Raw genomic sequence first — 26,131 nt, 5'->3', positions numbered from 1 at the left:
TTTATGCGGATCAGCCGGTCTACCGCATCCGGGTCCTGTTCAAGCGGATCGCCAAAGGCTCCGACTCCTGCATTGACCACTAAGACGTCGAGTGGCCCATTATCGCGAACGACTGCGATAACCGCATTCCTATCAGCGCTGTCGGCTACGACCGCAAGACTGCCAGTCTCACCCGCAAGCTTTTCTGCAGCATCCCTTGAAGAGGCATATGTGAAGGTGACTTTCGCTCCATCAGCTGCAAACCGGCGTACGATTGCCGCGCCTATACCCCGGCTACCGCCCAGAACGAGAACGGATTTTCCTTTGGCGTTTGTCATTATGACCTCTTTGAGTTAGGATAGGGATCACTACATAAATACTCCCGCTCCAGCGTCAAGGCATTTTATAGTGGCGACTACAAAAGATATCCGGCCGCGAGGAAGGCCTCGTCGTTTCGATCCTAATCAGGGGATTGCTGTCGCGCAGCGCCTGTTCCATGCCCGTGGCTATGATGCCGTCAGCGTTGCGGACTTAACGGATGCCTTGGGCATCAATCCTCCCAGCCTCTATTCTGCTTACGGAAGCAAGGCTGAGTTGTTCGCGCGCACGCTCAGACACTACACCGAAACTCAGGGTGTTCCGCTTGGAGAAATCCTTCGACCCGGTCGGCCGGTGGCAGAGGCACTTTCCGCTGTTCTGGAGGACGCCGCGAACAAGTACACCGCACATCCCGGCAGCGGTGGCTGCCTTGCTATCGAAGGCACCCGATGCAACGACGTGGACGCCCGGAATGCCGCCCGCAACCTGACGTCCGCAGCACGTGATGTCATCTACCGATTTGTTGCCGAAACGCATCCGGACCTGGCGGACGTTCTCGCCGACTATACGGTCACAGTCATGAGTGGGCTTTCGGCAATGGCACGCGAAGGTGTTGGACGCGACCGAATTCTCGGGACTGCTTCACTCGCAGCAGCCGCGTATAGGGAGACGCTGAGCGTCTAAATCAGTTCAATCTTCAAGAACCTGGACGACGAAGTCGATGAACGCGCGGACCTTTGGAGCGAGGTTCTTGCTCGATGGAAACAGCACGGAGATCGGCGGACCATCTGCAGCGAATGGCGCGAGTACCTCCAGCAATGCTCCCGACTTGATGTGGCGCTCGGCCATGTATGTGTGGAGTTGGACGAGGCCTGCACCGGAGAGGCCGATGTCTATCATGGCCTCGGGACTGTCGACACTCAGCGTACCCTCTACCTGGTGCTCAAACGCCTCATCCTTATCAGGCTGGCGAAATCGCCAAGGCGCGAACTTCGGGCCGTAATGGGAGACGCGTCTGACGCAATCATGGTTCTTGAGATCGTCAACGCCGCGAGGCTCGCCATGGACGGCAAGATAAGCGGGTGAGGCGCAGACGATATAGCGGACGGTTCCCACCCGCTTTACCATCAGCCTCTCGTCACGCGGTTCGCCAATCCGGACGACTGCATCAAGCCCTGCAGCAATTGGGTCCGTCACTTTATCGGCAAACGTCGCAGCGATACGCAATTCCGGGTAGAGCGACGTCAGCTTACCGAGAGCCGGAACTATCTTCAGTCTCCCGAGCGCGGTCGGCATCTCAATGAGCAGAATGCCGCTTGGGCGCCTCCTCGGCCCGATCCAGTTCTGCAAGGATCGAGCTGCAGCGGTGAGAGAACAGCTTCCCATCTTCGGTAATCTGGAGCGACCGCGTCGTGCGATGGAACAGCCGAAAATTGAAGTCTCTCTTCAAATCTGGAGACGCTCTTGCTGATGGCAGAGGGTGAAACGTCCAAATCGCGGCCTGCGGCTGCAAAGCCGCCAAACTCGGCTAAGCGAACAAACGCAAAGATGCTTCCCAGACAATCTGATGCCAAAAGTCTCAGGCCTCCGGCGGCTTCTATTAGTGACCTGCCGGAACGAGTGCAAGGACAGTGGGACGCCTTCTGCGTACGGTTGAGCTGCCGGGCTCCCTGATCCTCGACAACATCGACTTGATAGGCAGAGGTGGCGGCTGCCGGTATCAGTATCGCATACGTGCCGCGGCTGGCGGCAGCCGCGTTCCTAGAGCGGGCGCCTTCTGGCGGATCTAGACGATTGGTGTCCGGAGATCGACGGCCTCTGCCTCCAATACCTTGGACATCGGCACGTGCCTGTGGGCTTTTATTGATCTGATGCGTGAGAACACGTGGTAGGCGGCAGTGGATTGAGTGAGATCGTCACTTAATGATCGGAAACGAAGCTCCAGGCCGAGGCGTCTGGTTTTCGGCACGACTGCCGGATCAGCGAACTGCTGTACCGTTGGCCTTGAGAGCGTCAAGAGCAGCCGAAAGTCCTTTGAGCCCTAGCGTGATTGGAATACGCTTTCCTTCTGGAGTTGCGACCGAAACAATGGCTTGCTCCCCCTCCCGCATTGCTTTCATTAGTGCTGGTTCGACGGCGCCTTCAACAAGGCATCCCTGCGGAGTGCAACGACTGACGAATAGTGACGTCTCATGGCTTGGCGCCACTGAGATGTTGATCTTTTCCGCAAGTGCGATGCCGAGCGGGACTGCCATCTGCATGCGTACGGCGTCATTGCCTACATCATTCGCGAGACTCATTACCAAAATAACTTGGCTCCCATCAGGCGAAGTAACCTTGCTGGACACTTGGCAGATTTTGCTTGCCGCGGCCATCGACATGCATTGCACTTCCCATCCTCCGAAATGTTCGGCGACAGCGCCTGTCTGGGCCGGGGTGGCGGCCTGAGGTTCAGTACGCGCGGCGGGCCTTGCAGCAGGCGCGCCAGTGTTTGTGCCGCCGCCAGCAGAATCGATAATGCCGCTATTTGGTCCGACGGACGGGTTGTTGAGTATTGGCGCACCGGTTGTGGAGCGAGACGCGGGCGTTGAGAACATAGGTCCCGAAGTGCTTGACTGCGCATAGGCCGATGACGGACCCGAAAACCCCATCCCTGCGAGCAACAAGACCGCTATAAGCGCTAATCGACCGTGCGTCATAACCCCTCCAAGCAAAACATTCCTCACTGGCCTTCATGGTCTGAAACCACAAATAAAGTAAAGATGCTTATTGAACTTAAGCAAGATTTATTCTTACTAATGACAATACAAATTGGTCATCGAGGTGAAAATGGAAAAACGTAACATCTTTGCCTTTTTGGGATGCGCCCTCCTCGCCCATATAACCCTCGCCGGGGAAAGTCATGCGCAGGCGTTCGTTGGTCAAGCCACGCATCCGGCCGGGGGATCAGTCTATGTCGACCAAGTTCCACCTGGCGCTAAGCCTCGCGCACCCAAAGCGCCGGTAGTACGGGCTGTTCCGCGCAGGCAGGTTGCTACGGCGAAGGCTTCGACTCTAGAGGAGGTCGCCGCTATGGTGCGCGTCGTGCCAACTGTCGGTGCAGGCTCAAGTGCAATCATAAAGTCTAATGCCAACTATGAGTGGCCCTCCGTCGGCTCCGGCACTATTCGGAAATAAACGGCGTATTATGTATAACCCCAGATGATGTTTTCCAGATACACAAGTAACCATACCAATATCCGCCCAAAAATGAGACGTTGATAATATTTCTACCTCGTGTAGACATGCCACGTCGCGCTCGCTTAAGTGTTAGCGCTGACTGAGGGGACGTAAAGTCAGCATTACTGAATTTAAGACCGGTCGCGAACATCTAATGTTGCGTAACGCCGCGCCTTTGCGTCAGCTATGCTCAGGTGGGGATAATATGAATTATAAGTTTGCTGCATTGTCTGTCGTGGCTGCAGTTCTTGGTGGGTGTCAGAGCGGCCAGCAATTGGCCACTCCGGCTGCAACGCTGAGTGCCCCTACAAAGACAACGTCCAGCGTTAAGCAGCTCCCATTGCCGGCCACTCCGGTCGATGTAGCGGTCTATGACTTCCCCGACCTGACCGGCCAGGCCAAGCCAAACGAAAGCTTTGCTGAATATAGCCGCGCGGTTACACAAGGCGGCGGAGCGATGCTCATCGACGTTTTGAAAAAGACGGGCAACGGCAACTGGTTCCGCGTGGTTGAACGTACAGGATTGAAAAACCTGGTGCAGGAGCGCACCTTGATCGAAAACACCCAGAAGTCTTTCGGCCGGCCAAGCGGCCTGCCGCCGGTTAGATTTGCTGGACTTATTCTTGAAGGCGGCATCGTCGGATACGACTCCAATGAGCTTACCGGAGGTGCCGGCGCCAAATACCTCGGCATTGGCGGTGACATGCAGTACCGTTCCGACGTAGTGACGGTGAATCTGCGTGCTGTAAGCGTTCAGACCGGCGAAATACTTGCCTCCACGACAACAACCAAACAGATCTACTCGGTACAGATCCGCGGCGGCGCCTACAAATTTGTTTCCGCTGGCGAACTGCTGGAGATCGAATTGGGGCAGTCGCGCAACGATCCCGGATCGCTGGCTGTTCGTGAGGGAATCGAACTTGCTGTCTATTCCCTAGTTGTTGACGGCGTGCGCCAAGGCCTGTGGAGCTTGCAAGAAAAATCTCGAGAACAGATCCTGCTGAAGGAATTCGATACCAAATATAAACAGACTTTGTCGATACAAAATCCTGATAGGTGAACTTATAATTAGCTCATACTATAATAAATTCGATTTCGGTCCGCAGCACAGCATGCGGGCCTTTTTTTATTGCATTACCATAACTGAAATCTCATTTTTGGGTATTTCTTCGTTTTGGAATTAACTATTACTTAATAATTAGTTACACGTGTCTTGCTTTAAGACAGTGGACGGTGACATTAATGTCTCGTTAACGCATCAATTGCTGAGGCGACCGTGTTGACGGGGGCGGCCTCTTGGGGAGAAGACAGATGAAATACTCAAGCAGACAGACCCTGCTTCTGGCAGGCGTCGCGGTCGCCGCCCTAGCGGGCTCGGCCTTCGCACAGGAAGGTAACTTCGGTTACATCGGCCAGCGCGACGACAGCAACTTCGCCTACCTCTCGCAGGTCGCTGCGCCGAACGGCGATGGCAACGCCGCGTTCATCTATCAGCATGGCTATAACAACGTGTTCCTGCCGCTGGATGGCACTGAACCGGGCGATGCGCAGTCCGGCAGCAACTTTCTCGGCGTCGAGCAGCTCGGTTCCAACAACTTCATCGGCGGCGCCTTCCTGCAGACGGGCGGCAACATTGCCGGTATCGCTCAGTTCGGCGGCAGCAACGTGGTCGACCAGTTCCTGCAGACGGGCGTAAACCGTGCGGCGATCTTCCAGGGGGGCTACAACAACGTTGCGCGCAACGTTCAGGACGGTGAAGACATCTTGAACGGCGGCCTTAACGAGACCGGCATCATTCAGTTGAACAGCGACCAGGCCGCTGTCGGCAACTTTGCCTTCAGCCAGCAGATCGCCGGCAGCTCTGAGTCCTTCTCGGGTACCTTCCAGGCCGGCTCGGGCAACGTCGCCCTGACGACTCAGGAACTGGCGACCGAAGCTCGCGCGAACATCCTGCAGGTCGGCACCGACAACTTTGCCTCCAATTCGCAGGTCATCGATACCTATACGGACCCCGCGACCATCGCCGCCTACGATATCGGTGCTGGTAACGAAGCCAGCGTAGACCAGTTCGGCGCCGGCAACAGCGGTATCAATAGCCAGGATTCGAGCACTGACAGCTCGGTCGGCATCCTCCAGGGCGGCGCGCGCAACATCGCGGCAAACGCCTATGTTGGCGGCACCGACCATGAGGCAGTGATCGGCCAGTTCGGCGACGATAACGACGCACTGAACGCCAGCCGCGACGGCACCGACAATGCTGCAGGCATCCTACAGGTCGGCAACAGCAACGAAGCCGCCAACGATGTCCGTGACGGGTTCGGCAATACCGCAACCATCGGCCAGTTCGGTGACGACAACGTCGCCAGCAACATCCAGCGGGGCGCTTCGAACCTCGTCGTACCGCAGTCCGGGACCGTCGCAACGACGATCCAGATCGGCAAGAGCAACCGCGCCGGCAACACCCAGCTCGCTCAGGGCCCGGCAAGCGAGAACCGTGCAGGCGTCCTGCAGATCGGCTCCGACAACATCGCTGCCAACGGCCAGACCGGGGGCGTCGATCAGAACGCACTGATCGTTCAGGGCGGTTCGGGCAGCACCGGCTACAACACCCAGTCCGGCTCGACCACGAATTCCAACGCCGGCATCATTCAGTACGGCAATGGTGCAAGCCAGAACCTTGGTGCCAACACCCAGACTGCTGTTGTCGACAGCAATGCCCTCATCATCCAGGGCAACAACGGCGGTGCGCAAAACAGCGCCTACAACCTGCAGACCGGCGTGACCGACGCGAACGGCCTGATCGCCCAGTTCGGCGCGGGCAACATCGCTGGAAACGTCCAGCAGGCCGGCAGCTCGAATGTCGACGCAGCTATCCTGCAGGTTGGCAACGGCAACGAAGCCAGCAACACACAGGGTGCGATCGTCATCGACACGGACACCTTTGGTGGGTTCACTACCGATCCGGTAGTCTCCAACTTTCTTGGCAAAGCTGAACGCTTCAAGTATGCGGCAAAGTCGGTAACGAGCAGCGGCAATGGCCCAACCGCCGATTCGTCCTCGGCGATCGCTCAGGTGGGTGACCGCAACGTGGCCTCTAACAGCCAGGTGGGATCCTACTCCCAGTCGATCACCTCATATGAGACAACAAGACAGAAGCAGACTCGCAGCAACTGGCTCGGCAGCTGGAACAACAGCGGCTCGCCCGCAACGACAACTGTTAATCTAGCTGATCCGATCGTCGGAGAAACCAAGGTCGCAACCGCCTCCAACGCCATCATCGGCCAGTTCGGTGACGACAACATCGCCGCCAACCAGCAGATCGCTACCTCCGGCACAGATGCCGCTTCAGTTCAGATCGGTGACGACAACAAGGCGTTCAACGTCCAGACGCTGGCTGTCGACAGCGCCGCCGCAAACCTGCAGGTCGGCAACAACAACACGGCAACCATCCAGCAAAACGCCCTGACCGTCGGCGCTAACGCCGCGAACGTTCAGGTTGGCGACGGTAATATCGCCGGCGCCGTCCAAACGGCTGCCAAGGACTCCAACGCGCTGAGCATCCAGATCGGCGACAATAACGAAGCCGGCAATGCTCAGACCGCAACGTTCGAGGCCGATGCTGCTATCCTGCAGGTCGGTGGAGACAACCGGGCCGCAAACGTTCAGACCAGCTCCGAAGGCGTTTCCGCTGCAATCGCGCAGTTCGGCAGCGACAACGAAGCCGGCAACACCCAGGTCGGCGTCAGCGATGCACTCGCCGGCATCGTTCAGTCCGGTAGCGGCAACACGGCATCCAACGTCCAGAAGTTCGGCAGCTCGCAGGTCGCGGCTCTGACCTTCCAGAGTGGTGCCGACAACAGTGCCGTCAACGTCCAGGGTGCCGAGACCCTTCTGCTGGATCTGCCCGGCACTGCTCTCGACCAGCGTCAGAACACACCCACCGTCGCTTCGGTAGCCGCGATTAGCCAGTCTGGCGATCGCAACACTGCAACAAACGTCCAGGGCGGTTCGATCGAGATCGGCTCGGTCCAATTCCTGGGTCTGCAGGCTTCCGCCAATGCTCCGGCTCCGGTTGGAGCATCGGTAGCTGGCATCGCTCAGTTCGGCGATGACAACATCGCTGCAAGCTTCCAGCTCGCTACCGCAGGTGCTGTAGCCGGTACGGTCCAGATCGGCGACTGGAACACGGCTGGCACTTCGCAGACTGCAGTGATCGGTGCGCTTGCCGCTACCGTTCAGGCTGGTGACAACAACATCGCGACTACTGCCCAGAAGAATGGCGCCCTGCTTGCAGCCGCCACAATCCAGACAGGGGACCGCAACACAGCTGTCACGACGCAAGGCGGCACCAGCCTTTTGGCGCCGTCCAACCTGAACTCGTCTCTGATCGTGCAGGCGGGCGTGGACAACGGCGCCTACGTTAGCCAGTCTGGCAGCACCAGCACCTCGCTGATCGTCCAGACGGCCAGCAACAGCATCGCCGTCGTGGGTCAGACGGGGAGCGACCAGAACTCTGCAGTCATGCAGGTCGGAAACTATTCCAACGCCTGGATCTCGCAGCAGGGCAGCGGCTCCAACTCCGTTGTGCTCCAGATCGGTGTTGGTAGTGGCACTGCCACCAACCAGGCCTTCGTCGATCAGCGCAATGCCAACCAGAACTCGCTGGTCACCCAGATCGGCCGCGGCAACGTGGCTTTCGTAACCCAGCAGTAACACAAAGTAACCGGGGCGCCTCGGGGCGCCCCGGTCACCACCGGCGGAGCACGGCGATGTATCTTTGGATCAGCCGACTTACGCTGCTGATAGTTTCCATTCTGACAAGCAGCCTGCTTGCCGAACCGGCCTCAGCCAAGACCGGGATCGACTACCTAGGAACGTCCACAGACGACCGGGTCCAGCGTTGTGGAATCACCCTTTCCGGCGATGAAATCGTTTGGATCGAGCCATTTCTCGACAGCGACAGTGATATCGAGGGGCGACTGGAACTTGAGGTGACTGAGCGGAACCCCTCCGGGAAAAGCCAGTCGAGACATGCCAGCAACTTTGTTGGTGGAAGGCTGGGGACGACGATTATAGCGATGAATAGACCGGACGAGGTTGCAGTCATGCTCTCGGTAACAGACCGGTCAGGAAAGACACTGTGTGCGATGCGCCGCTCGATCATGCTCGGCAGCGTCCCTTTGAAAATCTGACCGATGGCGGTGTGACATGAAGACGACAGCAAGAATTCTTAAGGCCCTGAAGGCAGCAGCCCTCGCCACCGCAATGATCGCGGCACCGGGCCTTGCCGCAGCGGAAAACCTTTTGGTTTCCGACTACGAAACCAATCCAGCTGCTGTGCAGGGGCTGATGCAGCCGATCATGCCGATAGTTGGTGGCGCGACCGGTTCCACTACGGGCATCATTCAGATCGGCCAGAATAATTACGCCAATTCCGGCATCCAAGGTACCGGCAGCTTGGCGCTGATCCAGCAGTCGGGTGCCAATAACCGAGCTGTTCAGGCCATCGAAGGCAGCAGCTCTGCGCTTCTGTTGGTTCAGGGCGGAACCAACAATTCTGTCGTGCAAGCCAGCCGCGGCGACAATAATTTCCAGCTTGTCGGGGTTTCCGGTAACAACAATCAAGTCGCCTACATCCAGACCGGAGACAATCTTGCAGGCGCGCTAGACGTCCGCGACTCGGTGAACTCGACCGTTGTTGCTGTTCAGACACCGCAGAGTGGCAACTATATGATGCCGACTAGTTTGCGTGGGCTCGAAAATAAAACTGTTGTTGTCGTTCCCGGTCGCATGTACGTTGTTCCAAAACGTTAAGCCAGCTTTAACAGGAGTTTTACATAATGTTTACCAGGACTATTCTTATAACCGCAGCTCTGATGATCGGCGGCAGCGCGCAGGCGTCCCAGCTTGTCTATCGCCCAACCAACCCGTCGCTCGGTGGCGACCCGCTCAACGGCAACTGGCTGCTGTCGCAGGCCAGCGCCCAGGGCGAAGGCGCGAGCCAGAGCCCAGGTTTCTCGATCGACTTTCCCGATTTTGGTGGTACGCCGCAGCCGACTCCCGACCCTACGCCACTGCCCGACGTAGACGGTCAGTGATAACCTTACGGCCTTATGGGCTATCAGGAAAAAGCAAGGGCAGAAGCGATTAATGGCTCCTGCCCTTACTATTAAGATCTGATGGTGCTCAGCGCTGGCGAATGACCGCAACGTTGTTGCTGCCCCGCTGGGAAATGAAAGCCTGATGGCCGGTGCCGACCTGGGTAATGGCGGCGGAGTTGAAGTAGCCAATCTGCGAGATCAGGCCGACATTTCGGCTGCCGGTCTGCTCAACGAAGGCCGTGTTGAAATCGCCGCTCTGATAAACATAGGACAGGTTGCCTACAAGATTCGACGTGTCCACGCGCGGAGCGGCCGCGATGATGTCCAGCGATGGTTTGAAGATTGCCGCGGTATCAAGCGTGCCAGCGCTTGCGCTGTAGCCTGATGCTTGTTGGACGAAGGCTGGCGATGCGGGCGATCCCGCCACAGCCGATGTTGCGAGCGCCGCAAGAAAAACAGCTGCCAGTGCAATAGTCTTGTTCGACATAGTTTTCTCCCCGTTTGCTTCGTGGGGAGATTTGTACATTCATCGTCCTAAGTAACAGCTTATTTTGATAGTAAAGCAAAATAGAAATTTATAGATTTATTTTTCGCTAACGCGCAGGTGCTAAGCTTCTGATCGTGCCTGCTCCCGATGAGGAATGAGAGCGGCTTGCATAGACTTTACGGCTTCGTCAATAATGGTGAGCTTCGCGGCTTGAACGGAAAGAAAGCTTGAAACGAATGCACGCGAGACCCACATCGGCGACCTCCCTTTCGTGGCGCTCCATCCCAAGATACCAAGCCTCTCTGCCTCGTTGATCTTTCTTGCTGAGTGCGACCGCGAAAGGTTAAGCCCGCTCGTCAAACCTGCGGCGGATGTTAACTGAAGCGGTAGGCGCTCGCCCGACCGCTGTTGATCCTTAATTGAGACGATCAACCGTTCGGTAATCAGAAACCCACTGTTCATCCACATAAAGTGAGCAAAAGCTTCGCCAGGATTCCTGACCGTGTGATTGCGCAGGAGCCCTGCAGCGATAGTCGGCTGCAGTCGGCTGATTATGGCAAGTTGGGAAGCATGAAACCATGATCTGCGCTCGCCTCCATCCAGGGAGTCCAATGTCGCAAGATGCAGACTGGTCCAGCCGACAATTGCTTCCACTGCAACAGGTGCTGGGACCATGATCCGCATCCGCCGATCGTTCGGGTGTTGATGGTCACTGATGATCCCATATTTTATCATCTCGTTTAAGAACGCCGTGGCAGTATTGCGGCTGGCCACCTGGTAATCTGCTGCAGATTTGACGAATTTTGCGGCAGTTAACCCCTCGCGTCTCAATGCGATGACACTCTCGAAATACATCGCAAGCCCAATATGCGCCATAAGCCAACGATCCTGAGTTGAGAATATGTCCCCCAATCGAGGCTTTTCAGCATGCATGCGAAGCAAAGCCCTCGACTGAACTTGGATCAAATAAAGAAACTTTCCACTTTCTTCCGTTGGAAGACGTTTTGAAAACATGATCTTGTCTTCTACCTGGTAGGTCCAATGATGTTCAGTTTCTAACACAAGATATTTTTATCGCTAGCTGACATTGAAAGCATCGTTAATCATGAAACTTGAAAACTTCATCCGCATTTGTCAGCAGAATCTCTGGCTTGATTCAATCCGGCAAAAACTACTGAGGCTTAATACGCATCGCGCCTACGACATCGGATAGCGCTGCACACACCTTTTGGCAGATCGAGTGCTAAGGCAAATGTCCAAGACCCGTCGTGGAAGGCGATAAGGTTTCTTGCATATGCAAGCAGCGGGCAGAGATGGATGGGGAACAAAAGAGTTTCGGCATATGGGTCGCACCTGACTACCCACTGGGGCGGCCAATCGCGGCGTCCCTCCCAGAAGCAGTGGCGCACCCCCAGCTCGACAGTCTTCAAGACACTCCAGCACTACAACTTATGGCGAGAGGACAGGCTCCCGGCTCATCTCGGACGAGACCGGCCTTCTTGGTTGGCAATTGGGATAGCAAAAAAGTGGTGATCGTAACGGCGATACTATTATCCTAAATTGCGGTGCTCAGATCTTCTCAAAGCGAGAATTCCATAATAAAATTCCCATTCTCAAAGCTCAGACGACAATACACCAAGAGACAATATCCTCGGGTGAATTATACAAAGGTCTGAAGGAACTAGTCATGTGCCAAAAATTCTTGATTGTCGAAGACAGACTATTGACAGCCTGGAGCATTGAGGCAGCTATTATGGATCTCGGTTTTGATGTACTTGGAGTGGCAGCCACTTCTTGCCATGCTATGGAATTTCTTGGACAGGCGGATGTCGCTCTAGTTGACTTAGATCTTTTGGATGGGTCCACCGGAAGTGCTGTAGGTAGACTTCTTGCGGCTCATGGTGCGCAGGTAGTTTATATGTCCGCAGATACTGGAACCATAAATGTAGATTTTCGAGGGGTACTCGGATATATTGTTAAGCCAATAGCGGACGCTGATCTACTTCAGGTGATCGCTTTCGCGGCATCTGTATTTGACGGTGTCGCAACAGCACCGCCCGATGCATTAAACCGTTCTACTTCAACTAAGCCGCTATAAATCTTTTGAAGCCGAAGGGTACGGGAGGCATGGTTTGATTTTCACCTTCTATGCAGCAGGCATCCGCCGCGACTGTCGTATCAGTCGCGAACTCAAAGCGCCTGTCATCTTGCAGGAGGTAAGTCATAGAGGTTAACCCTGTGAGAGCTCCTATCTCAACAATACTCGATTGTTAGACGAGAACTTCTGCAACCCCGCGCGAACTTAGCAACCACTTCGACCATCGTTGAAGGTACGCTGGTTCGGAACTGTCGCCCGTCTGCCACCGATCGGCGTTCCGGTTTGCATACGTGAGCTTACTCGGGCTCTACCCCTACTCTTACGAACTACACCATTTTTGTTAGTCCGCCTTTGGGCTTATCTCGCTTCGAACGGATGATTTCCTTCGCTGCCATGGCTATCGTTTGGTCAGCTGGAGGTGCACATGTATCATCTAAAGTTACAGCATTATCCCTTCTCGCACTGGTTTTCAGGCTGGGGATCCGACAACCATCCTTTTAGAGGATGCGGATGGGTCGTCCGCGACACTCCGTTGATACGCTCCATCACGACGACCAGTCATCTGACCGTGACGATCGCGGCGGGGGCGGACGCATTCGGGCACGATACGGCAGCGTCCATCAGCGCCGACGTCAGGATGTTCGACCGAGGGCTTGCCTCCTTCGTTTCCGGCTCGGTGACTGCAAGCGCGCTTGCATCCGGCGCGGCGAACTTCGCGTCGGCCTATGCGGTCGTAGATATCGATGGCGGCGACCTCGGCTTTATCGACACGCAGGAAACGGCCAATCCCGACGGCTCTTCTATGTCGGTCACCAGTTCCTTTGCAGCGATCGACTTCAAGTTCGATCTGCCGGGCACCTATGGCGGCATCGATGTCGACAGCACGGTGACGGCGGCAGGGCTCAGCGCTGTGCTGGACGGAAACATAGCGGATTTCCACGTCAACGCCGTCGCCGCAGGTCCGAATAGCTACGTAGACCTGGTCGCGGATGCAATTGCGGTGCAGGACGCGCTCACGTCCGCCACCATCGCCGCGACCGTGGCCGTTTCGGGTACAGTATCCTACAAGCTAATATCGGGCGGCACGTCCAACGACAGGCTGATAGGGATGGCCGGCGACGACCTGGCCTTTGGTGGACGGGGCAATGATGTCGTGCTGGGCCTGCAGGGCAATGATTGGTTGTTCGGCGAACAGGGCGCCGACCGCTTGGAAGGCGATGCCGGCAACGACACGCTCTTCGGCAACAACGGCAAGGACATTCTGCACGGCGGGGCGGGTGACGACTGGATGTTCGGCGGCGACGATGCCGACGAAATAGACGGCGGAATTAATAGCGACCTTCTGTACGGCGGCGAAGGTTCGGATCTTCTTCGCGGCGGTGCCGGCAACGACTATCTGGTAGGTGGCGATGGACGCGACCGCATTTTCGGCGACGCAGGCAATGACACTTTCCGGCTCGGCGATCGCGGGGGCGATGACGATGACCTCTATACAGGCGGCCTAGGCGCGGACACCTACCTGATCGACGAACGGTTTGACGACGACGTCATTACGGACTTCCTCCTGAAGGACGGCGACCACATCGTGCTGGGCGAAGATGTCGATCACTGGTGCGTCTCGCTCCGCCTGGCGTCCTGCGACGCGGACGATCTGGAGGTTGTTTTTTCCGGACGCGAATCCGGCGGCTCGACGCTTGTCCTAGACGAATTTCTCTCTCTCAATCCTGGCAGTCTCGGGCATACAAAAAGGCTGACGGAAATGCAGGCCGGCGTTATTCTGCACAACATCTTTTCCGATGCGCCCGGCGATTCTACCGATGTCGAAATCTTCATCTTTGGAGACCTGCTTATCACATTGAACTAACCGCGCCGGTCATTGTCCCTCGACCCGAAGAGACAACTCCCCTTTCGGAGCATGGCCGGTCGAGCTCACCTGCGTCGTTAGAGGTGCGCTCGCCGAGTCCACCTGGCCCATGAGGAGTATCCCTCAATGCGCGCCCCATCAGACTGCCGAACGGCGGTAACGTGAGACCATACCCTGTTCAATTCGTCAGCCTGAGAAGGAGGCACCAATGCCTGTGACCTATGCCTCGTCAATGGGATCGAATCTCTCCATCAGCTCTGGCAGTTCCGACGCAGAACAACCGGAACTGGTCGATCAGACGCATGATGTGGAAGCGGCGATGGGCGACCTGTCCAGCCCGAGCGGCGGAACCGTGGTTAACGCGGCTATGGATGCCGCATCCTTCGGAGAAGACACCTATGCGGCGATATCGGCCGACGTGTCCCTGCTCGACAACGGTTCTGCCACCGTCACCAAGATCAATGCCGAGGCTTATGCCGCAGCCCAGTCGCAAGGCGGAACCACGATGGCGACGACCTATATTGGCTTTACCTACTACGGCGCAGGTTCCTACATCTCCGTCGGTGACAACTCGACCTACATGACCAGTAGCGAAGGGCAAAGCACGGCCACCTCGTCGAGCTCGGTGGCCGCGATGGTGATTGACCTGAATGAGATCGGCAGCGGCGGCAGTTCTGCATCCCCGCAACAGCCCGCGCCTTCCAATCTCCCTGCCGCGATCCGCATCGTGGATGATCCAGGATGCGGATGCTCCGGTTCCGAGGACAGCGAGATAAACCTGGACGGTAATCTGTCGACCTTCGATGCCGGCGTGTTTGCCGGTGGCGAGAACTCGTATGCCGATCTAATAGTCGATGTCTTTGCCCTCGAAGACGAAATGTCGACTATAACTGTACTAATCGACGCGGGCCTATCGTAAATATTTCCAAAATCGGGTCGAAGCAAAAACAGCATATATTCTATATGCTCGAATAATTTATCTATTTATTGTACGGAAATTTGTAATCATTTCGGATTACACTCGATATCGCGGGCCCCCTTGGTTGATAATACCTAAAGACATTTGAGCTTACCGCATTGCCCCAGTAACATCCTCCTCGTCAGCCAGAGCTGATCTTTCACCAACCAAGCAAGGAGACTGGATATGAGCGGATATGGCAATTGGGACGACGTCGATCTGGACGCCGGCTACGACTTCGATTCCACGATCGACATCGATTTCAACCTGGAATCTTACATCGATATCGACCTCAACGTCGAGAAAGACATCTGCGTTGACGTCAACATCGACGGCAACGAAGCAACTTTCGCAATCGACCTCCAGGCCTATGGCGAAGACACTTCGGTCGACCTGAACGTGGTCGTTGCCGTTCTGGAAGGCGAATGGTCGAGCATCACGGCGACTGGCTACGCTGCAGCCGGCTAATCGGTTTCGCAGCGGCAGCCTCTACGTCGAAGTGGGCGGGGTCCTGGTGCGCCAGGACCCCTTTTTATGCGCGGCTGTTGCGCCTCTGTCGCACGGCCCTGGCGGTACCTTTAGATACTGCTTCTACAACCAAAGTCGCAGGCACTCTTGCGTCGTGGGTTCTAATGAAAATTCTGACTAACTTGACAGTATATCCCGATAACATCCCTAGGAGACGGCAATGGCTAAGAAGACTTTGAAAGCCACATTGAGTTCTTCGTCAACGATCTCTGGATTGGCCTTTGCGAGTGCTCCAGCGGCAACCATGTTAATAGATGAATTAGAAAAAGCCTCCGGCGTGTCCCCGCAGCCAATCACCCTGCAGTCTCTGGCTGCCCCAAGCTATTCCATGGTTACACTAACCAGCGCGAACAACAGCTATTCTCAAAATTCCGACGGCCGCTACCTCATTGATGGACTAGCGGGCAATGACACCATAACCGTTGCGGCCAACAGCACCGGCGACGATTACCTCGACGGAGGCATCGGCAACGATATCCTCAATGCAGCAAATACTAACGACTTTTTAGACGGCGGCGACGGTACCGACACTTTGAACGGCAATGGCGGCAACGACGTGCTCCGTGGCGGAGCCGGCGCTGACGTTCTGAATGGTGGCGCAGGGATTGATGCAGCCGACTACCGCAATTCAAATGCAGCCGTCACGCTCTCTCTCGCCAGTGATCCGACGCGCACGGCGCGCGGCGTAGGCGGACATGCCACGAGCGACACGATCAGCGGGATCGAGAACATTCTTGGTTCCGCTTTTGATGACCGGCTCACGGGTAACCTGCTGAACAATCTGCTCGTGGGCGGCACGGGGGCCGACATCCTGCGCGGCATGGATGGCGACGACGTGTTGCTTGGCGAGGACATGCTAGATGTCGACATGAACGGCGTCCCGGACGACATCGAAGCCGACGGTGTTCCTGATGGAGTGAACGAGTCTGCATCGGACGGAGAGGATCTCTTGGATGGCGGCTTCGGCAACGACCGGTTGTTCGGGGGTGGGGGCGACGATACCTTGAACGGCGGCTTCGGCAACGACGTCATGTACGGCGGCTTCGGCGCTGATCTGCTAAGCGGCGGCGACGGCGACGACATCCTCGACGGAGGCGCCGGGGATGATACGCTTGTCGCTAGCCTCGGCAATGACATCCTCCGTGGCGGCGCAGGCGACGACTTCATCGACTCCTCCATCGGGGACGACAAAATTTATGGGGGAATGGGTGCCGACGACGTCCATGCCGGTGATGGCAACGACTTGCTCTACGGCGACGACGGCGATGACCGCCTCTTCGCAAGTAGCGGCAACGACCTGCTTGATGGCGGCGAAGGGAACGACGAGTTGGAAGGTGGCGACGGCGATGACTCTCTGACGGGTGGCGCCGGGGACGACCTTTTGCGGCCAGGCATCGGCACGAATGTTGTCGATGGTGGAGCTGGCACAGACACGCTGGATTTTTCGTCTGGCGGCCCTGTGGGCATCGACCTCGGAAACAGTTCCGTCAGCGGCGCCGCCACCGGGACGACCTTCAGCGATATCGAAAACGTCAAGGGCTCTGCCTTCGACGACATCATTGTTGGTGATTCTGCGAACAACACGCTGACCGGCAGCGGCGGCGCGGACCGGCTAATCGGGCAAAGCGGTTTCGACACGTCGGATTATTCGGCTTCCACGGCAGCGGTCACCATTACCCTCACCTCGTCGCCCAGCGATCCAGGTGCTGCGGGAACTGGTATCGGCGGCGATGCGGAAGGCGACGAGCTGATCCTCATCGAGCGGGTCATTGGCTCTGCGCTCGCCGATACGCTAACCGGTGGCGGCCTGAGCGACACTTTCATGGGCGGCGGCGGCGCGGATACCATCTCAGGCGGCAGCGGCAATGACACTGCTGAATATTCATCCTCTGCAGCCGGCGTCAGCGTCGCCCTGGACGACCTCGGCGGCGCGACCGCATCCGGCGGCGACGCCCAAGGAGATATCCTGTCTTCGGTCGAAAATCTCATCGGTTCGGCCTTTGCCGATATGCTTCAGGGCAATACCCAAACCAACCGTCTTGAGGGGGGCGCGGGCGACGATACCTTCAGGACCGGCGCTGGGGGCTCTGCGGCCGGCAGCATATTCGAGATCGTCAACGGTGGCGAAGGGAGCGATACCATCGACTATTCCGGCTCCTCCGCGGCTGTTCTGGTGCAGCTTTTCAACGGGACGTCGGGGTCTCTGCCGGTCAGCCAGGGCGGCGAGGCGGATGGCGATATCCTGCTTCTCATCGAGAACGTCATAGGCAGCGGGCTCGCGGATCAGTTGCGGGGAACTGAGGTCGCCAACATCCTTGACGGATCCGGCGGCAATGACCTCCTGCAAGGCTTCGACGGAGCGGACACTCTGATCGGGGGCGCCGGCACTGACACGGCCAGCTATTCATCCTCTACTGCCGGCGTTACCGTCACATTGGCTGATGCGGGTTTTGGAACGGGCGCCGGCGGCCATGCACACGGCGATCTGCTCAGCATGATCGAGAGCCTGATTGGATCGGCCTTCGACGACATGCTGATCGGCAATTCAGCCCTTAACCGACTTGAAGGAGGTGCTGGCAATGATACCTTCCGGAGCGGGCTCGGCGGCTCTGCGGCGGGTGCAATTACCGAGTTCGTCATCGGCGGCGACGGCGTCGATACTATCGATTATTCAGCTTCGAATAGCGCCGTGCTTGCGCGTCTATTCAGCGGAACGACCGGCCTCGGCCTCAGTCAGGGCGGCCATGCTGACGGGGACGTTCTTGCTCAGATAGAAAACGTCATCGGCTCAAACTTCAACGACCGCCTGGATGGCACGGAATTCGCCAATGTTGTTAACGGTGGACTAGGCGACGATCTTCTCGCGGGCTTTGCCGGGGCCGATACCCTGATCGGCGGCGGCGGTACCGATATGGCGGACTATTCCGCATCCACCACTGGCGTCTCTATCCAGCTATCCCTAAACGGAACCAGTATTGGGACCGGTGGCCATGCGGAAGGCGACCTGTTGAACGGCATCGAAAGCCTGACGGGCTCGGCCTTTAACGACGTTCTCCTGGGCAGCACCGGGGCCAACAAGCTTATCAGTGGCGCCGGCATCGACACCCTGCGGGGCGGCAGCGGCAACGACATTATCTTTGCGACCGGCACGGGAGCGGCTTCGGGCCAGCACCAGCTCTACGGCGACGGCATCGCCGACGGCGGCAGCGTGGGGGTCGATCAATTCCGCATCCTAGGCGGCACCAACTTCGTTCGCGACTACCAAACCGGCGAGGACCTCGTGCTCAACAGCCTGACCAGCAATCCATCGCTCGTCGGCGTCAATATTAGCGGCGTAGCCTATTACGCAGGTTCCTTTACCGGCGCCACGCACCAGACCTACGTGCTCTTCGGGGCAACGACTGCAGTAACGTCAAGTCAGGCTCTGGCAAGCCTGAACACGCTCGTAGCCAATGACTTGATCGTCGATCCTGGTCTAATTGCTTGAACACGAAGAGGGGCGTTGATGTTAACGAAACGAGGCCAGAGACGGCCACGACGAACCGAACTCGATGATGCGTCTCGCCAGATACGCTCGGTCTTCGTTCTAACCGGCGTGTTCAGCTCGGCGATCAATCTGATGATGCTCGCTTCGCCTATCTACATGCTTCAGGTCTATGACCGGGTTCTCACCACGGGGCGGATGGAGACACTGGTTCTCCTGTCCGTCCTGATGGCGGGCGCATTGGCAGTCTTCGGAATATTGGATGCCCTTCGAGGCCTCGTCAACGCCCGTACAGCGATCTGGCTGACCACGAAGCTCTCGCCGGTTCTGCTTGCAGGGGGGGTTAGGGCGCGCCTGGTGGGAGATAATGCCGGCACCCAGCCGCTTCGCGATCTAGCGCAATGTCAGTCATTCCTGTCGTCGCAGGCGTTCATCGCGCTGTTCGACGCGCCCTGGACTGTCGCCTTCCTTATCATGATCTGGCTGCTTCACCCCGTACTCGGCATATTTGCGACTGGATCAGCGTTGTTTCTAATCCTGGTCGGCGCACTTAACGAGCTAATGACGCGCAGCGGGACGCATACCTCCAACACGGCCCAAATCGCGGCCCTACAGCAGGCCGACATGATGTTCAGAAATGCCGAAGTCGTTCGCGCCATGGGCATGATGGGCAGCCTTTCGGCACGCTGGGGCCAGGTCAACGACGCCTATCTCGGAAGCAGCCTGAAGGTTGCAGAGCGCAGCGCACTTATTATCGGCTTTGCGAAATTTTCCCGCTATCTGGTGCAATCTTCGGCGCTGGGGATAGGTGCGTTTCTCGTCATATCGGGCGAGACCACGGGTGGCGCGATGATCGCCTCCTCCATCCTCTTGGGCCGCATGCTTGGCCCGATCGAGCATATTCTAGGGGGGTGGAGATCGATCACCGCGGCCCGGATTGCCTATGGCCGCCTGAAGGCCCGCCTCCAGGAAGTACCGCCCGAGCAGGTGAGAACGCGACTGCCGCGCCCTTACGGCCATGTGGCGCTCCAAAACGTGACGTGTTCCCTTCCTGGCACCCGTACGCCGGTTCTAAACAATGTCAGCTTCAATATTGTACCCGGTGAAGCCCTTGCCGTGATCGGACCATCCGCCAGTGGCAAGAGCACGCTCTGCCGGCTTCTCACAGGCGTTCTTGCCCCGACCGACGGCGTGATCCGGCTCGACGGAACCAACCTTCAGCATTGGCGCAACGATCAGCTGGGTGCCGCTATCGGCTACCTACCCCAGGACGTTGAGCTCTTCGCCGGCACCATCCGCGACAATATTGCGCGCATGCAGGACGCCGAGGATTCCCAAATTGTCCAAGCCGCGATGCTGGCCCATGCCCACGAGCTTATCCAGCGCCTTCCGCAGGGCTACGAAACATCGATAGGCGATGCCGGGGCGCGGCTGTCAGGCGGTCAACGCCAGCGCATCGGGCTGGCCCGGGCCGTATTCGGCGATCCCAAGCTGATTATACTCGACGAGCCTAACGCCAATCTCGACCAAGCGGGAGAGAATGCGCTCGCCGCGACGATTAGGGACCTCAAGCAGGCGGGCGTTGCCCTTCTTATAGTTGGTCATCGTCCATCCACGCTCGCTCAGGCGGACAAACTGCTCCTCCTCAAGGAAGGTAAAGTCGAGCTTTACGGCACGCGTGAGGAAGTTATCGGTCGTTTGCGATTGGCGTCGCCCGACGGCCGACCGACGTTGCCGCAGAAGGCCGGCAATGCAGCGGATGCGGAAAATCCTCAGCAGGAAATGGAAATGCTGGCCGCGCAGTAAAAACGATCGGCGCTGCCGCAATGTCGCATTTATGGGGAATGAGCTATGCAGAAAAATGTCGCGACCGTCCCGACAAGGACCCACATTCCGAGCCGCACGGAATCTCCACTTTCCCTAGCTAGCCGGGTCCGTAGCCCTGCCGTCACGGGCGTCATTGTAGTCATGATTTTCGTCGCGGGCGCCATAGGATGGTCGGCTTCGGCTCCCATCGCCGCCGGGGCGGTAGCATCAGGGGTTATCAGTCCGGACGGGAGCCGCCGGACGGTTCAGCATCTGGAAGGTGGTATCATCCGCAAGATCATGGTTCGCGACGGAGACGACGTGGCGGCGGGTCAGGTCTTGATCGTGCTCCAGACGACGCAGGCTGCATCGGTCTACGACATGCTAATGGAACAGGCGCAGACATTAACGGCAACGAGAGCCCGCCTCCTCACCGAACAGGCCGGCAAGGAAGAGATCGATTTCTCGTCGGCTCTTCTGACCCGGAAGAATGACGGAATCCAGGTAATTCTCGATGGCCAGACCTCGCTGTTTCACCAGAGACGCAAAGCCTTTCATGCGCAGCTGGACGTACTGAAAGATCGTGTCCACCAGTATCAGGAGCAGGTCTCCGCGCTGCAGGCGCAAGCAAAAAGCGCCTCGACCCAGATCGACTTTATCGATGAGGAACTTAAAGGGAAAAATTCGCTGTTCCGCCAGGGCCTCACGACGAAGTCCGACGTCCTGCGTCTGGAGCGTGCAAAGGCCGCTTTGCAAGGCGACTACGGGCGAGCAACCGGCTCGATCCTTGAGGTCAGACAGAAAATAGGCGAGTTAGCAACTCAAAAAATCTCGCTAGAGGCAGACCGCGCGGAGGAAGTCTCAACCGAACTTGAGAAGATCAGGGCCCAGTACGCGGAAGTCTCGGAGAAGTTGCATGCCAGCCGCGACATTCTGGAGCGCACGTCGATCATCGCTCCCATCTCCGGCAGGATCGTCAATTCGAAATTCAAGACCGACTCTGGTGTGATAAAACCCGGAGAAGCGATAATGGACATCGTGCCGACTGGAGAACAGCTGCTGATCGACGTGCACATTTCTCCCAACGACATCGATGTCGTTCGGCCGGACCTGCAGGCGATAGTTCACCTGTCCGCCTATTCAAGCAGCGGAATGCCGCGCATCAATGGTCTTGTCAGAAGCGTCTCAGCCGACAGGATTGTTGATCCGAACACAGGTCAGCCCTACTTCCTAGCACGAGTGGAGGTGGCCAAGGAAGATTTTATTAAATTAGGGAACAATTTTAAGCTTCTGGCAGGAATGCCTGCGGAAGTGACGATCGTAACTGAAGAGCGTACAGTCCTAGAGTATCTGCTCGAGCCGTTCCTCGGAGCATTCCGGCGGGGCATACGAGAGACCTAGGTTTATTTTCACCTCTCAGCCAATGGAGTGCTTATGGTGGCAGTGTATGCGTTACGTTATAGGGACAGAAGCCGTTGCTAAATCATCTAGTCATTCAGGAGCATACAACGTAGCGCCCCCAAATCTGCGCAGGCTGCAACCAATTCGGCTTCCCTCTCAGTCACCGGGCAGCCGAAGTGCAGATACGGGAAAGAAGTCCCCGCCTGAGAGAACGAAGGTCAGTGTGCTGAATGCAAGCTCTGGCGGGAACATCGTCGGCACGTAGCCTCGCACTCCCAGACTTAATGCCGCCGCGACTTCGCCAGGATCAACCAAATCTGAAATAACCACGGCAGGAGGCATATCGCTCTGGAGCTCCCAAAGCTCCCCACGCAGCCGCAATTCCGTAATCGAACGGCCTCCCGCGCATATGATTATGATCGCTGCGTCTATGTCTAGAGATCCAGCTGTTAGAGCGTCTAGCGCACGGATTTGGAGCTTTTGTTCGGACGCCCAAGGAGCAAGAAGGCAAACATACGCTTCTCGGCGTAGCGGCTTGTCGTCCAAGATTAGGATTTTGCGTCCGGCGGGCTCCAAATTCTTGATCCTCACTTTCTTGTAGCTGTTCAGGAACGCCGCAGCGTAAACAGCGGACTAGGCTCGAATGCCTTTGACCGCCCGTGTACGATCATACCGACGTAACGAGAGACGTGAAGGCTCCAAGAAGAGGCTAACACTGCTTACTATCAAAAGCGGCCCAAACGGTCATAGAAGATGGGCCATACGCCTTATGCGTAACCGCCGGCTACGTCATAAGAGCTATCGAAGCACTCCATGCCGCTGGACTGCGATGAAAGATAAGGCTACCCTCATAAAGTATAAGAACGTCTTTATCAAAATCACAGGTTGAATATGAACGAGATATTAGTGAGGCTCGGAGCATACACCAGTATTTCATCTATGCAGGAAAATGATGCCACCGCCGTTATAGCGGCCGTAGCTTTTATTGTTGCGGCGTTTAGTAAAAGCTGGGCAACGAGTTTGACCACTATATGCCTAGTTGTTTACGCCATTCTGACCCGAGATACGGAAATGAAGGAGATGGCATTTGCGGCAAGCGCAGTTGCACTTGTGAATGCTGTAGGCGGTATAGAAAAACGCAGTTTACATCAGCGGTTGAAGAGAATTGAGGCGGACATAGGCGCACTAGGAGAAGAACTTAGACCGTTTATGGATGGACTAGATGCCCGCTCTCGCGAGATCGACTTTTGGAAAACATCTCAGGCAAACCATAACACGGTCGAAGGCAATGCTGATTCAACTCTGACCAAAGATAATCATCATTAAACGAACGTGACAAAAGTCTTCATGATCAACAAACCGCCTGATGGTCGTCATAATTCCTGAGATCAGGGTGGAAATATGACGCAAACTCGGTTAAGTTTTCACTTAAATACGACTTAAGATTGAAATTTTCGACTTTTTGAACTAAGCGGAGTCCACGCGATTTTTCTTAAACTGCACCACCTTAAGGCGTATCAGCCCAAGGTGAGTTTGGAATTTCGAGTTCTGTCGTCTATTTAGACGCACGATACTTACAGTCTATGCAGAACGGAGAATGGGGCAAACTAAAGGGGGAGATCCGATGGATACCAAACAAGACAGAATTACAGGCCTGGTTGTACTAATCGACGGCCTGGCGATGCGTCGAGCATGCATGCTTTCAGCTTTGGAGCTGTGGGCTGCACCCTTAAACCTGCGACTGATATCGGTAGCACCTAACGAGATTTCTGATTTAAGGCACAAGAACGACATCCGACTAGTGCTCATCAACACCGGTGGCGCATCGTTAAGCGATCCGGAACAGCATGAACTGCTTCTGGCTGCTCAGGCATCGGTCGTTGGGCCGCTTGCTGTTATATCCGACAGAGCCGACCCTGATGACGCCGTGGCCGTTGCAGGTTTAGGGTTTCAGGCATTTCTGCCCGCCATACTGCCGTTAGAAATTGTAAAGCAGGCGTTGAGCTTCATCCTAAACGGCGGGACGTATTTCCCGCGTGAAGCTCTGCTGGCAACTCTGTCAATACATTCGCGAGCGCCGGGCAAGCATCGGGCTATCGAAAATCAGGCGACACTTACTCAACGGCAGACTGAGGTCCTCGACCGTCTGAGATTTGGAAGATCCAACAAGCACATTGCCCGCGAACTCAACATGCAAGAAGCTACCGTTAAGGTGCACGTCCGGCAAATCATGCGTAAGCTGGGCGCAGCGAACCGCACACAGGCAGCGCTTCTTGCCCAGTTGCATACATCTTCTTCGCAGAGAGCCACGTCCGAGGATACTGTCGATGACGTTCCCGCTGCCATCGTCAGGAGGAACTCGGACCAAATTGGCGTGAGCCAAATCCGCTCGATGCTCTAGCTATTTCCCGTTGTTGCAGCGATACATCAACATAGCCGCAGCTACGTTTGTGAGAAGCACTTTTGCGCCACGATTCTTCCCGTTCTAGTGCTTTTATGCCTTAACTGGCGCACACCTCCTGCAGATGCTGGGCCACGTCGGCGACTGCATCTCGCGCGTTATGATCACGCATCTTGTGCCCCCAGTCTGCGACAATGCCAACCGCGTCGTCGAAGCCTGCCTGATACCCTTGGGCGAACGCCATCTGATGGCTCGTGTCCCCAGCCATCTGCTCACGAACCTCGTCATCATCCAGCACGGCGATCCCGGTTTCTCGTATCCTTCTGAGCGGCACGGATATGCCGTCGGCTGCGGCCGATACCGCAGCCCGAGCCGATTCAGGGCCGGACATGGTCTGGTGGTAGACCAGAACTGCCCGCTGGACGTCTCTCAGAGCCTGGCGATAGCCGCGAAGAAATGGGGGCATTTGCGACATGATAGACCTGGTGATGTAGCTTATTGCAATGGGGCCCAAGCCATTGCGTCACACTGCGTCGACATTGGGTCCGTCGATCGGCCACACGGGTAAAGCTGTATGGCCGACCGAGGAATAAGGTTGCTTGCCCAAGCGCCTGATCATCCCAACGGTGCGGGACCGATCATCCGCTGCAGCTTGATCGCAATGGCTTCCACCGACAGTTTGCCGCTCTTTGCCTCAGGGTAAAGAGCGATCATTGCCGGCAGTACCCGTTGCAATGTCGATATGACAGTCTCGACGGGAGGAAGTCGCCAACCTCTCGGCTTTGATTGACCCAGTGCTGCCCATTGCTGATGGGCACGTTTCAGAAGCTCTCGTTTTGTCACGCCCTCATACCGCATCAGTTCCATGGCGATTTGCAGGTTGGACTTTTGGAAGCGCTTTGGCAGGGCCTCGTTCAAGACCTGCACGACCAAGAGGGCAGACGCCTCCGCGGGATGGCTCGATGGCTCTTTGTCAGCCTCAGGAGATAGAGGCCCAAGTCGCTCTTCTAATGCTGCTTGCAGAATGGCAGCATCTCGCCGATCGCACTCTCTTTTCACCCTGCGCAGTTCCGTCTCGTCGACCGGGCCAATCAATTCATAACCCACCCCCTCCTCCACGACGATGTCATCGGGATGGGGAAGCACGGTGTCGAGATCCTGGCCGCGCTTGCGAGCCTCGTCCAGAAGATGCTGTTGATGCGCCTTGAACTTCTGCCCGAGGGCCACCTCTTCATCGACGTTTTTCTGTTTGAGCCGTTGCGCCATGTTGATCTGGTAGATGGCATTGCTGATCGAATGTTGGCCACCATTGGCGGCCATCTGCATCATTTTGCGGGTGACAACCTCATCCATCCGAACCGTGTCGGAGCGGCCATTTCCGCTAATGGTGACCTCCCGCGCAGCTTCTTTCAGCAAGGCCTCCTGCAATGGGGTCAGCTTGTCCCGGCTATCGTTTCCATCATTACCCGCGCCGCCGCGTCGGCCTC

Annotated in this window: 24 protein-coding genes; 15 read left to right on the top strand and 9 right to left on the bottom strand. The window is 56.8% G+C overall.

Going from position 1 to position 26,131, the window contains the following annotated elements; all coding sequences use genetic code 11:
• Positions 1-317: SDR family NAD(P)-dependent oxidoreductase (locus E2F50_RS22385; protein WP_133318411.1), on the bottom strand; the 317-nt coding region annotated here is incomplete at its 3' end.
• Between the two features lie 70 nt (positions 318-387).
• Between E2F50_RS22385 and E2F50_RS22380 the strand changes: the two genes are divergently transcribed.
• Complete coding sequence (locus tag E2F50_RS22380) at positions 388-981, top strand: TetR/AcrR family transcriptional regulator (protein ID WP_133318410.1); 594 nt, start codon at positions 388-390, stop codon at positions 979-981.
• A gap of 6 nt (positions 982-987) precedes the next feature.
• Here the strand turns inward: E2F50_RS22380 and E2F50_RS22375 are convergent, their stop codons facing one another.
• From E2F50_RS22375 to E2F50_RS23070, 4 genes are all read right to left on the bottom strand, one after another.
• Complete coding sequence (locus tag E2F50_RS22375) at positions 988-1,683, bottom strand: substrate binding domain-containing protein (RefSeq protein WP_133318409.1); 696 nt, start codon at positions 1,681-1,683, stop codon at positions 988-990.
• Entirely contained in the window at positions 1,569-1,871 is a 303-nt protein-coding gene (locus tag E2F50_RS22370) for a helix-turn-helix domain-containing protein (RefSeq protein ID WP_342635753.1), read from the bottom strand. The genes E2F50_RS22375 and E2F50_RS22370 overlap by 115 nt, the downstream gene beginning before the upstream one ends.
• Positions 1,872-2,276: 405 nt before the next feature.
• Positions 2,277-2,894, bottom strand: a complete 618-nt coding sequence (locus E2F50_RS23075) for an invasion associated locus B family protein (RefSeq protein ID WP_281029228.1) — start codon at positions 2,892-2,894, stop codon at positions 2,277-2,279.
• Between the two features lie 178 nt (positions 2,895-3,072).
• Positions 3,073-3,222, bottom strand: a complete 150-nt coding sequence (locus E2F50_RS23070) for a hypothetical protein (RefSeq protein WP_161974330.1) — start codon at positions 3,220-3,222, stop codon at positions 3,073-3,075.
• A gap of 499 nt (positions 3,223-3,721) precedes the next feature.
• Here E2F50_RS23070 and E2F50_RS22360 point away from each other — a divergent pair, with 499 nt between their 5' ends.
• The 5 genes from E2F50_RS22360 (at position 3,722) to E2F50_RS22340 (ending at position 9,614) form a co-directional block, all read left to right on the top strand.
• Positions 3,722-4,576, top strand: coding sequence for a CsgG/HfaB family protein (locus E2F50_RS22360; RefSeq protein WP_133318407.1), 855 nt, complete (start codon positions 3,722-3,724; stop codon positions 4,574-4,576).
• A gap of 251 nt (positions 4,577-4,827) precedes the next feature.
• Positions 4,828-8,229: a beta strand repeat-containing protein gene (locus tag E2F50_RS22355; RefSeq protein WP_133318406.1), complete on the top strand. Its 3,402-nt coding sequence runs from the start codon at positions 4,828-4,830 to the stop codon at positions 8,227-8,229.
• Between the two features lie 56 nt (positions 8,230-8,285).
• Positions 8,286-8,708 (top strand): curli-like amyloid fiber formation chaperone CsgH, encoded by a 423-nt coding sequence (csgH, locus tag E2F50_RS22350; RefSeq protein WP_133318405.1) that lies wholly within the window; start codon positions 8,286-8,288, stop codon positions 8,706-8,708.
• Positions 8,709-8,724: 16 nt separating this feature from the next.
• Positions 8,725-9,330 carry a hypothetical protein gene (locus E2F50_RS22345; RefSeq protein ID WP_133318404.1) on the top strand — a complete coding sequence of 202 codons (606 nt, stop codon included), beginning with the start codon at positions 8,725-8,727 and terminating at the stop codon, positions 9,328-9,330.
• 26 nt (positions 9,331-9,356) lie between these two features.
• Positions 9,357-9,614: a curli assembly protein CsgF gene (locus E2F50_RS22340; protein WP_133318403.1), complete on the top strand. Its 258-nt coding sequence runs from the start codon at positions 9,357-9,359 to the stop codon at positions 9,612-9,614.
• An 88-nt stretch (positions 9,615-9,702) separates the two neighbouring features.
• Here E2F50_RS22340 and E2F50_RS22335 read toward each other — a convergent pair whose 3' ends face one another.
• A complete protein-coding gene (locus tag E2F50_RS22335; RefSeq protein ID WP_161974329.1) occupies positions 9,703-10,104 on the bottom strand; it encodes a hypothetical protein in 402 nt (133 codons plus the stop codon).
• Positions 10,105-10,224: 120 nt separating this feature from the next.
• Complete coding sequence (locus tag E2F50_RS22330) at positions 10,225-11,118, bottom strand: hypothetical protein (protein ID WP_133318401.1); 894 nt, start codon at positions 11,116-11,118, stop codon at positions 10,225-10,227.
• Between the two features lie 673 nt (positions 11,119-11,791).
• Between E2F50_RS22330 and E2F50_RS22325 the strand changes: the two genes are divergently transcribed.
• From E2F50_RS22325 to E2F50_RS22280, 9 genes are all read left to right on the top strand, one after another.
• The gene (locus E2F50_RS22325) at positions 11,792-12,202 is read left to right on the top strand and encodes a response regulator (protein WP_133318400.1); all 411 of its coding nucleotides are present in this window, start codon (positions 11,792-11,794) and stop codon (positions 12,200-12,202) included.
• A gap of 424 nt (positions 12,203-12,626) precedes the next feature.
• A complete protein-coding gene (locus E2F50_RS22320) occupies positions 12,627-14,066 on the top strand; it encodes a calcium-binding protein (protein WP_133318399.1) in 1,440 nt (479 codons plus the stop codon).
• Between the two features lie 208 nt (positions 14,067-14,274).
• Complete coding sequence (locus E2F50_RS23065; RefSeq protein WP_161974328.1) at positions 14,275-14,985, top strand: hypothetical protein; 711 nt, start codon at positions 14,275-14,277, stop codon at positions 14,983-14,985.
• A gap of 225 nt (positions 14,986-15,210) precedes the next feature.
• Positions 15,211-15,492, top strand: a complete 282-nt coding sequence (locus tag E2F50_RS22305; RefSeq protein ID WP_133318396.1) for a hypothetical protein — start codon at positions 15,211-15,213, stop codon at positions 15,490-15,492.
• Positions 15,493-15,829: 337 nt separating this feature from the next.
• Positions 15,830-19,039 (top strand): beta strand repeat-containing protein, encoded by a 3,210-nt coding sequence (locus E2F50_RS22300; protein WP_245515557.1) that lies wholly within the window; start codon positions 15,830-15,832, stop codon positions 19,037-19,039.
• 18 nt (positions 19,040-19,057) lie between these two features.
• Positions 19,058-20,842, top strand: coding sequence for a type I secretion system permease/ATPase (locus tag E2F50_RS22295; RefSeq protein ID WP_133318395.1), 1,785 nt, complete (start codon positions 19,058-19,060; stop codon positions 20,840-20,842).
• Between the two features lie 45 nt (positions 20,843-20,887).
• Positions 20,888-22,243, top strand: a complete 1,356-nt coding sequence (locus E2F50_RS22290) for an HlyD family type I secretion periplasmic adaptor subunit (protein ID WP_133318394.1) — start codon at positions 20,888-20,890, stop codon at positions 22,241-22,243.
• 891 nt (positions 22,244-23,134) lie between these two features.
• Positions 23,135-23,569 carry a hypothetical protein gene (locus E2F50_RS22285; RefSeq protein WP_133318393.1) on the top strand — a complete coding sequence of 145 codons (435 nt, stop codon included), beginning with the start codon at positions 23,135-23,137 and terminating at the stop codon, positions 23,567-23,569.
• Positions 23,570-23,867: 298 nt separating this feature from the next.
• Positions 23,868-24,644 (top strand): helix-turn-helix transcriptional regulator, encoded by a 777-nt coding sequence (locus E2F50_RS22280; protein WP_245515555.1) that lies wholly within the window; start codon positions 23,868-23,870, stop codon positions 24,642-24,644.
• A gap of 100 nt (positions 24,645-24,744) precedes the next feature.
• Here the strand turns inward: E2F50_RS22280 and E2F50_RS22275 are convergent, their stop codons facing one another.
• Both E2F50_RS22275 and E2F50_RS23060 read right to left on the bottom strand, forming a co-directional pair.
• Positions 24,745-25,119 (bottom strand): hypothetical protein, encoded by a 375-nt coding sequence (locus E2F50_RS22275; RefSeq protein ID WP_133318391.1) that lies wholly within the window; start codon positions 25,117-25,119, stop codon positions 24,745-24,747.
• Positions 25,120-25,259: 140 nt separating this feature from the next.
• The coding region (locus E2F50_RS23060; RefSeq protein WP_161974326.1) for a hypothetical protein at positions 25,260-26,131 on the bottom strand (872 nt) is incomplete at its 5' end.

The sequence above is a fragment of the Rhizobium deserti genome (genome assembly GCF_004358025.1).
Taxonomy (GTDB): Bacteria; Pseudomonadota; Alphaproteobacteria; order Rhizobiales; family Rhizobiaceae; genus Neorhizobium; species Neorhizobium deserti.
Note: the sequence above shows the minus strand (reverse complement) of the source record. Positions and strands in the feature narration are given on the sequence as shown.